Consider the following 7,298-nt stretch of genomic DNA (forward strand, 5'->3'; position numbering starts at 1 on the left):
CCCCTACCCAGCCGCCCGACCGCTGCTGTGTCGATGTGGTGACGGTCGCACCCCCGCGAGCGCCGGTCGGCGCAGCACCGCGACCCCGGGCAGGAGGTACCGGGCGCAGACCAGGACCCACACCGTGCCGAGGGCGGCTCCGGCGAGGACGTCGGTCGGGTAGTGGGCAGCGGTGTAGATGCGGGAGAGGGCCACCGCCGGGACGACGAGGACGGGCACGGCCAGCACCGCCCACCGCCGGCGGCCCCGGGCCAGGCTGATGACGAGCGCGCTCAGCGCCCCGTAGAGGGCGGCGGCCGCCGCGACGTGCCCCGAGGGCCAGCTGGCGGCCGTGGGCAGGCCGGCGGTGAGGTCGGCGACGGCGGGCCGGGCGCGGTCGACGGTGCGCGAGACGACGAAGTAGGTGCCGAGCTCACCGGCGACGGTGACCAGGACGAAGGCCACCGGCCGCCAGCTCCCGGTGATCGCGAGAGCGAGGACCGCGAGGGTCAGCGGCACCGCGATCACCATCGCGGTGCCCGAGAGGCGCTCCACGACGGCGGTGGCGTCGGTGAGCGCCGGCGAGCGCGCCTCGACGAACGACTCCACCACGGAGCGGTCGAACCGGCCGAGCGCGGTGCCACCCAGCACGCCGGTGACGAGCAGCCCGAGCGCGACGAGCACGGCGGAGAGGGCCGCGGCCGCGACCAGGAGCCGGACGACCGTGCGACGTCCCGCCGGCAACGCCGGCTGACCGGCCGGCGCCAGCTGCGGCGCGTCCCGGGTGTCGACGTCCAGCGGGTCCATCGGCTCGTCCGGCAGGTCGCGGTCGTGCTGCCAGGCGCGGAAGGCCGCCGTCGTCACCGCGAGGATCCCGGCGCCCAGCGCGTAGCCCGCGAGGACGTCGGTGACGAAGTGGACGCCGAGGGCCAGCCGGGTGAAGCCGACGGCCAGGGCGACGAGGAGGGCGGCGGTGACCACCCAGGGCCGCAGCCCCCGGCGGACCGCCGGCAGCACCAGCAGCGCCAGCACGCCGAAGGTGACCAGGGAGACGGTCGCGTGCCCGCTGGGGAAGCTCGCGTTCGAGGGCAGGTCGGAGACGGGATCGGCCACCACCGGGCGGGCGCGGTCGACCAGCGCCTTGGTCACCGGCACCAGCACGGGCAGCGAGAGACCGGTGACCGCGGTGAACGCCGCCAGCCGCCGCTGCCCCCGGATGAGCAGGAAGACCGTCGTGAGCGTGAAGAGCAGGATCGAGGCGGGTGCGCCGCCCAGGTCGGTGACGGCCTGCAGCACGCGCACCGCCGCGGGGGAACCGGCCGCCGCCTCGTTCAGCCCTGCCGCGACCTCACCGTCGAGCGCCGCCAGCGGCGACCACTCCCGCTGCACCAGGAGGAGGAGGAGCAGGAAGGGGACCGCACCGGCGAGCAGGGCGACCAGGCCGAGGACGGTCCGCAGCCCGAAGCGTCCCAGCCCGGTGGTGCTGCGGTCGGCGTCGACGTCGGCGCGCTCGTCCCCCCGGCTCATGCCCGTTCCGGGTACCCGCCGGTGCACGGGCACACCAGCCGGCAGCTGACGATCCGGTGACGGCTGCCGGTGGCTCAGCGGGCGGCAGCGTCCTCCGGGGTCACCGTGGCGATCCGGAGCGCCCGGCCATGGAGGAGTCGCCGAGGTCCTCCACCGTCGAGCTGCTGCGCACCACCAGGGCGTGCCGCCCTCCTCGGAGAGGTCCCGCCAGGCGGCGCGCGCGTCGTCGGGAAGGGGCGAACCGGCGGCGAGCCGCTCCACGGTCCCGGTCGTCACCACGAAGCCGGGCACGATCGGCGAGGCCGGCGCGGCGCGCCCGCGCGAGCGCGGCCGCCCTCGCCCCTGCGACCCCCTCGTCGGTGGCGGCCTCGTCGTCGAGGTGCACCACGGCGGGGCCGTCGGCGACGGGCGCGCTACCCGAGCTGTCGTCTGCGGAGGTGGCCGGCATGCGGGTGGGGTTGCCACCGGCGGCACCCGCAACCGCGATCGGCTGCCGACCGGCGGTTCCGTCCGGGGAACGTAACGGGCTCGATCGCGTGCGACGGGGTAGGGCAGACCGGTGGACCTCCTCCTCGCCTTCTCGGTGCTGCTCTTCGCCGGCGTGCTCTTCTCCGGCCTGGCGCACCGCACGGTGCTGTCCACCGCGGTGCTCTTCCTGCTCGCCGGCTTCGTGCTCGGGGACGGCGTCACGGGGGTCCTCACCCTGCAGCCGGGTGACGAGATCGTCGTGGGGCTGGCCGAGCTGGCCCTGTTCTCGGTGCTCTACACCGACGGCATGCGGGTGGGCTTCTCGGACCTCCGCCGCGCCTGGCGCCTGCCGGGCCGGGCCCTCGTGCTCGGCATGCCGCTCACGTTCGCTGTCACCGCAGTGCTGGCGCACTACGTCGCCGGCCTGCCCTGGATCCAGGCCATGCTCGTCGGTGCGGTCCTCGCCCCCACCGACCCGGTCTTCGCCTCCGCCATCGTGGGGCGCCCCGAGGTGCCCGGTCGGCTGCGGTCGCTGCTGAACGTGGAGAGCGGCCTCAACGACGGCCTGGCCCTCCCGGTCGTCCTGGTGCTGCTGTCGGTGCTGTCGCAGGACCAGGTCGACTACGGGTCGCTCGCCGGTGAGCTCGCCCTCGGCGTGGCGCTCGGCTTCGCCGTCCCGGCCGTGGCGATCCTGCTCATCCGGAGCCGGTTCACCTCCGCGACCCCGCTGTACGCCTCCCTGGGCGGGCTGTCGATCGGCCTGGTCGTCCTGGGGCTGGCCGACCTGACCCACGCCAACCTGTTCCTCGCCGCCTTCACCGCCGGCATCACCATCGCGACCTTCGCGCCCGACGTGGAGGAGTCCTTCGCCGAGTTCGGGGAACTCGTCACCGAACTGCTCAAGCTGGCCGCGATCCTGGTCTTCGGGGCGCTGATCTCCCCGGCGTTCCTGGGCGAGATCCCGCTCACCGGGTACCTGTTCGCCGTGCTGGCGCTGGTGCTCGCCCGCCCGGTGGCGATCATGCTGGCCCTGCTGCGCAGCGGGTTGCCCGGCCCGCAGAAGGCCGCCGCGGCCTGGTTCGGGCCCAAGGGCTTCGCCTCGGTGGTCTACGGGCTGCTCATCCTCGACGCCGGGGTGCCCGGCGCGGACGCCATGTTCCACCTGGTGGCGCTGGTCATCTTCGCCTCGATCCTGGCGCACTCGTCGACCGACGTCCCGATCGCCCACGCGTTCGCCCGGGCAGAGGGGCGGCCGGAGCCGGACCTCCCCGGCGCGCCGGGGGACGAGCCCTCCCGCAGGACGACCGCGACCCGCACCGGCCGCACCGAGACCGGTGCGGGGTGAGCGGCACCGGCAGCGTCGAGCTCGCCAAGGGCGTCGGCCGGGCCTTCGCGGGCTCGCTGCTGTTCGCGCTGCCCCTCCTCATGACGATGGAGTTCTGGCGGCTGGCGCACAGCGTGGAGCGGTACCGGCTGGCCCTGCTGGTCGTGACCGCGGTGATGCTGGTGATCGGGCTCTCCCGGGCCTTCGGGGCCGGGCCCGGTGGGGTCGGTGCCGGCGGGTACCTGGCCGACGCGGGGGTCGCCGTCCTGGCCGCCGTCGTCGCCGCGACCGTCGTCCTGGCGGTGCTGGGCGTGGTGGACCCGCTGATGGACTGGCGTGCCGCGGTGTCGGTGGTGGCGATCGAGACGCTGCCGGCCGCCATCGGGGCCTCGTACGCGCGGAGCCAGCTGGGGCAGGGCAGCCGGCGGCCCCGGATCTCGGGGTACGGCCACGAGCTGTTCCTGATGGCCGCCGGATCGGTGGTCTTCGCGGCGAACATCGCGCCCACCGAGGAGGTCGTGCTCCTCGCGGCCGAGGCCGGCACGGTCAACATCGCGCTGCTGGCCGTGCTCAGCCTCGTGCTCATGCACGGCTTCGTGTACTCGCTGGGGTTCGGCGGGCAGGAGAGGTCCACCAACGGGTTCGTCCGGTCGTTCCTCACCCTGACCGTCGTGGGGTACGTCGCCGCACTCGCCATCTCGGCCTACCTGCTCTGGACCTTCGGTCGATTCGACGGCACCGCCCTCGCCATGGCGGTCAACGAGACCGTGGTGCTCGCGCTCCCGGCGAGCATCGGCGCGGCGGCAGCCCGGCTCATCCTGTGACGGAGGACGACGTGGACGACGACCAGCACACCGACGACCGGCACGATGACGACCAGGAGAGCACGACCCCCGGCGAGTACGCGCTGGGAGCACTCGGCGGCCTCCTCGTCGTGCTGCTCCTCGGCTTCCTCACCTACCAGGCCGTGGCCGTCCGGGAGTCCGACCCGGTGCTCTCGGTCAGCGTCGGCTCGATCGGTGCGGCCGGGGACGGCTACGCGGTCCACTTCGAGGTCACGAACAGCGGTGGCCGGACGGCCGAGCAGGTGCAGGTCTCGGGCAGCCTCACCCGCGACGGCAGCGAGGTCGAGCAGGCCTCGACGTCGGTCCCCTACCTCCCGCCGAACAGCCGGCACAGCGGTGCCCTCCTGTTCTCCGAGGACCCGCGCGACGGCCGGCTCGAGGTCCGCCCGGCGGGGTACGTCGCGCCCTGACCCGCTCGCCCACGCCCAGGCTCGCCGACGTCGCCGACGAGCTCTACGGGGTTCCGCCAGGGGACTTCGTCGAGGTGCGGGAGACCCGGCGGAAGGAGGCCCGTGCGGCCGGCGACCGCGAGCTGGCCCGCGCGATCGGCGGGCTCCGCAAGCCGACTACCGCCGCCTGGGTGGTGAACACCCTGGTCCGCCAGGAGCCCGCGCAGGTCAGCCAGCTGGTCGAGCTCGGGGCGGCGCTGCGTGAGGCCCAGGGCGACCTCGACGGCGACGAGCTCCGGGAGCTCTCCCAGCAGCGCCACCGGGTGGTGGCGGCGCTGACCCGGCAGGCACGCTCGCTGGCCCACGAGCTCGGCCACCCGGTGAGCGACGCCGTCGCAGGCCAGGTGCAGGACACGCTCCGGGCGGCGATCGCCGACGAGGCCGCCGGGCAGGCGGTGCTCTCCGGTCGCCTCCTGACACCGCTGTCGCACCACGGCCTCGCCCGGGTCGGTGTCGAGGGCGCGGTCGCCGACGTCGGCGACGGCGGGGCCCCGCGCGCCGCGGCGGCCGGCACGCAGGTGCAGCGGCCGGCGCGCCGGCGCACGGGGCCGGATGCGCTGGCGAAGGCGTGCCGCGACCTCGGGGAGGCCGAGGCGGCCGCGGCCGAGGCAGAGGAGGAGGCGCGCGCCGACCGGGAGCGGGTCGAGCAGGCAGGTGCCCGCCGCGAGCGCGCTCGCGCGCGGGTCGACGAGCTGGCCGAGCAGCTCCGCGAGGCCGAGCGGGAGGCCGCGTCGTCGGGCGAGGAGCTCCGCTCGGCGCAGCGGCGCCGGGACGCCGGCGAACGACGGGCGCGCCGGGCCGGCGAGGTCCGCGACCGCGCCCGCGCACGGGTCGACCGGCTGGCCGCGGAGCGTGACGAGGAGGACCCCGCCGCCGGATCGGGGTGACGGACGCGGGCGCCGGGGTACCCCTGCCGGAGCAGTCGCGAGGAGGAGCCGTGGCACGAGCCATCTGGACCGGAGCGCTGGCGTTCGGGCTGGTCAACGTCCCCGTGGGCCTGTACTCGGCGACCGAGGACAAGTCCGTGCACTTCAACCAGTTCGAGCGGGGCACCTCGTCGCGCATCCGCTACCGGCGGATCAACGAGGACACCGGCGAGGAGGTCGACTACGAGGACATCGTGAAGGGCGAGGACATCGGCGACGGCCGGTACGTCATCGTCACCCCCGAGGAGCTCGAGGAGATCGAGCCGGGACGGTCGCGGGTCATCGACATCTCCGACTTCGTCGACGTCGCCGAGATCGACCCCATCTACTACGACCGGACCTACTACCTCGCCCCGCAGGACGAGCAGGCGCAGCGGGCGTACGCGCTGCTGCTCCAGGCCATGGAGCGGGCCGGCCGGGTGGCCATCGCCACCTTCGTGATGCGGTCCAAGCAGTACCTGGCCGCCGTCCGCCCGCAGGGCGACGTGCTCACGCTGGAGACGATGTACTTCGCCGACGAGGTGCGCGACCCCCTCGAGGAGATCGAGCAGCTGCCCGTGCGGCACTCGTTCGCGTCGCGCGACCTCGACATGGCGGTCTCGCTGATCGACTCGATGACGACCGCGTGGGACCCGACCAACTACCGCGACACCTACCGCGACCGGGTCGAGGAGCTGATCGAGGCCAAGCGCCGCGGCGAGGAGGTGGTCACCCAGGGGGCGCCCGAGACCGCGTCCAACGTCGTCGACCTGATGTCGGCGCTGCGCGCCAGCGTGGAGTCCGCCGGGAAGCACCGGCCGGGCAACTCCGGGGGCGACGCCGGGCTGCGGACGCGCAAGGCGCACCGTCGGGGCGGGCGCTCGCCGGAGGAGGACCTGGAGGGCAGGTCGAAGAAGGAGCTGTACGACATGGCGCAGGAGCTCGACGTCTCGGGCCGGTCGAGGATGACCCGCGACGAGCTCGCCGGCGCCGTGGCCGACGCCCGCCTGGGGTCGGGCAAGGCCTCCTGAGCCCGGCCTGCACCGGGTCGCCGTCGCCCTGGGGCGAGGACGACCCGGTACGTGCGGTCAGGCGTCCTCGCGGTCCGGGCTCTCCAGCCGGAAGAAGGTGCTCTGGTTCCCGTCCTTGCGCTCCTCCTGGTAGAGGAAGTTCAGCTTCCGGTGATCGAAGGTCGCGAACCACTCGTCCCAGCTGACGTGGCGCAGGTTCTCGTTCTCGCCGCCGAAGTCGAAGCGGAGCACGCCGAGGTGGTCGCCGTGCTCGGTGCCCTCGACGGTGGCCGGGACGCCGCCGCGCTCCTCGGCCCAGCGCCGGATCACCTCGTGGCTGGAGGTGGCCAGGCTGCGGCCGGGGCGCTCGGGGTCCTCCTCCAGCGAGGTGACCTCCTGCGAGTACTTCAGGGACCGCGACGTCTGGTCGCCGGTGCGCAGGTGGCCGTCGTCGGGTCCGCGGTCGCCCGGGGCACCGGCCTCGCCCTCGTCCCCGCCGCCGCCGCCGGAGTCGCGGCCCTCCTGGTGGGCCTCGGAGACCGCGTCGACGAGCTCCTCCTTCTTCATGGACGAGGTGCCCTCGATGCCGTCGTCCTTGGCGCGCTCGCGCAGCTCGTCGACCTTCATCTCGCGGAGCTCGGTCTCGCTCAGGTCAGGCTTGTTCGGAGTCTCGTTCGTCATGCGTGGTCCTCCTCCGGGATCGGTGCAGGCATCGACCCGGGCCGTACCCGAAGGTGCGCGCCGCACGCGCGGGAGCTGGCGGGGCGGCACCGTGCACGGTGCCGCCCCGC

The 7,298-nt window shown here is 74.6% G+C and carries 7 protein-coding genes; 5 read left to right on the forward strand and 2 right to left on the reverse strand.

Annotated elements, in window-relative coordinates; all coding sequences use genetic code 11:
* Nucleotides 1–3: 3 nt before the first annotated feature.
* Entirely contained in the window at nucleotides 4–1,506 is a 1,503-nt protein-coding gene (locus ACI79W_RS10450; RefSeq protein ID WP_456562008.1) for a phosphatase PAP2 family protein, read from the reverse strand.
* A 559-nt stretch (nucleotides 1,507–2,065) separates the two neighbouring features.
* Between ACI79W_RS10450 and ACI79W_RS10455 the strand changes: the two genes are divergently transcribed.
* From ACI79W_RS10455 to ku, 5 genes are all read left to right on the forward strand, one after another.
* The gene (locus ACI79W_RS10455) at nucleotides 2,066–3,319 is read left to right on the forward strand and encodes a cation:proton antiporter (RefSeq protein WP_456562009.1); all 1,254 of its coding nucleotides are present in this window, start codon (nucleotides 2,066–2,068) and stop codon (nucleotides 3,317–3,319) included.
* Nucleotides 3,316–4,122, forward strand: a complete 807-nt coding sequence (locus tag ACI79W_RS10460; protein ID WP_456562010.1) for a TIGR02587 family membrane protein — start codon at nucleotides 3,316–3,318, stop codon at nucleotides 4,120–4,122. Before ACI79W_RS10455 ends, ACI79W_RS10460 begins: the two co-directional genes overlap by 4 nt.
* 11 nt (nucleotides 4,123–4,133) lie before the next feature.
* Complete coding sequence (locus ACI79W_RS10465) at nucleotides 4,134–4,553, forward strand: hypothetical protein (RefSeq protein WP_456562011.1); 420 nt, start codon at nucleotides 4,134–4,136, stop codon at nucleotides 4,551–4,553.
* A 74-nt stretch (nucleotides 4,554–4,627) separates the two neighbouring features.
* The gene (locus tag ACI79W_RS10470; RefSeq protein WP_456562012.1) at nucleotides 4,628–5,479 is read left to right on the forward strand and encodes a hypothetical protein; all 852 of its coding nucleotides are present in this window, start codon (nucleotides 4,628–4,630) and stop codon (nucleotides 5,477–5,479) included.
* A gap of 50 nt (nucleotides 5,480–5,529) precedes the next feature.
* The gene (ku, locus tag ACI79W_RS10475) at nucleotides 5,530–6,528 is read left to right on the forward strand and encodes a non-homologous end joining protein Ku (RefSeq protein ID WP_456562013.1); all 999 of its coding nucleotides are present in this window, start codon (nucleotides 5,530–5,532) and stop codon (nucleotides 6,526–6,528) included.
* Between the two features lie 57 nt (nucleotides 6,529–6,585).
* Here the strand turns inward: ku and ACI79W_RS10480 are convergent, their stop codons facing one another.
* A complete protein-coding gene (locus tag ACI79W_RS10480) occupies nucleotides 6,586–7,188 on the reverse strand; it encodes a Rho termination factor N-terminal domain-containing protein (protein ID WP_456562014.1) in 603 nt (200 codons plus the stop codon).
* Nucleotides 7,189–7,298: the final 110 nt, after the last annotated feature.

The organism is Blastococcus sp. SYSU DS0533 (assembly GCF_054050775.1).

Bases quoted from the DNA above. Each gene is read 5' to 3' on its own strand.
- ACI79W_RS10450 (WP_456562008.1), bottom strand. From the start codon at position 1,506: ATGAGCCGGGGGGACGAGCGCGCCGACGTCGACGCCGACCGCAGCACC.
- ACI79W_RS10480 (WP_456562014.1), bottom strand. From the start codon at position 7,188: ATGACGAACGAGACTCCGAACAAGCCTGACCTGAGCGAGACCGAGCTC.